Annotated in this window: 1 protein-coding gene; it reads right to left on the bottom strand. The window is 75.5% G+C overall.

Translation table 11 applies throughout. The features are described from left to right. A partial coding sequence (locus GTW08_RS19965) for an acetyl-CoA carboxylase biotin carboxylase subunit (protein WP_161152373.1) occupies positions 1 to 1,398 on the bottom strand: 1,398 nt, incomplete at both ends.

Below are 1,398 nucleotides of genomic sequence, written 5' to 3'. Positions count from 1 at the left end.
GACGGCGGTGTCCCCCGCGTCCCCGTCCGCCGCTCCACCGGCGGCGGGCAGCGCCAGGTCGAACCCGGCCGCCCGGCCGCGGGCCCGAACCTCCACGGCGCCGTCGGCGCCACCGGTGACCAGGCGGCTCACCGTCCAGGCGGGCTCCCCGACCCGCCAGCCACCGGGGACGTCGAAGGGGTCCACCACGGGCCCGGCCGGCTCCCGGCGCAGCAGCCCGAGACCCGCGACCGCACCGAGGACGTCGGCGGGCACCGCGTCGTCGACGAGCGCGGCACCGCGCCGGGCGATCAGCCCGGTGTCGAGGTCACCGGCGCGGACGTCGTCGTCGGCGAGCAGGGCCCGGAGGAACCCGATGTTGGAGTCGAGCCCGAGCAGCACCGTGTCGCGCAGCGCGGCGTCGAGCCGGCGCAGCGCCTCGTCGCGGGTCGCGCCGTGGGCGATGACCTTGGCCAGCATCGGGTCGTAGTCGGACCCGACGACGGTGCCGGTCTCGATCCCGGCGTCGACCCGCACCCCGGGCGGCGGCGTCCAGTCCAGCACCGGCCCGCCGGAGGGGAGGAAGGTGAGCGCGTCGCCGGACACCGCGGTGGCCTCGGCGTACACCCGGGCCTCCATCGCGTGCCCGGTGAGCACCACGTCGTCCTGGGTGATCGGCAGCGGCTCCCCCGCGGCGACGCGCAGCTGCAGCTCGACCAGGTCCAGACCGGTGACCTCCTCGGTGACCGGGTGCTCGACCTGCAGGCGGGTGTTCATCTCGAGGAAGAAGAACTCGTCGGGACGGTCCGAGCTCACGATGAACTCGACGGTCCCGGCGCCGGTGTAACCGACGCTGCGGGCGGCCTCGCAGGCGGCGCGGCCCATCTCGTCGCGCTGCGCGGGGGTGAGCAGAGCCGACGGCGCCTCCTCGATGATCTTCTGGTGGCGGCGCTGCAGCGAGCACTCGCGCTCGCCGAGGTGCACGACGGCGCCGTGCGCGTCGGCCATCACCTGGATCTCGATGTGCCGCGGCGTGGTGACCAGCCGCTCGACGAGCAGGGTGTCGTCGCCGAAGGAGCCGCGGGCCTCGCGGCGCGCACCGGCGATCGCGTCGGCCAGCTGCTCCGGGGAGTGCACCTCGCGCATGCCCTTGCCCCCGCCGCCCGCGGACGGCTTGAGCAGCACCGGGTAGCCGATGTCGGCGACGACGGAGGCCAGGTCGTCGTCGGTGAGGCCGGAGCCGTCGGAGCCGGGCACGACCGGGACCCCGGCCTTGGCGACGGTCTGCTTGGCGCGGATCTTGTCGCCCATCGCCTCGATCGCCGACGACGGCGGCCCGACGAAGGCGATCCCCGCCTGCTCGCAGGCGGCGGCGAACGCGGTGTTCTCGGACAGGAAGCCGTAGCCGGGGTGGATCGC

The organism is Pseudonocardia sp. SID8383, from assembly GCF_009864975.1.
GTDB lineage: Bacteria > Actinomycetota > Actinomycetes > Mycobacteriales > Pseudonocardiaceae > Pseudonocardia > Pseudonocardia alni.
This window is presented reverse-complemented; position numbering and strand designations above follow the sequence as displayed.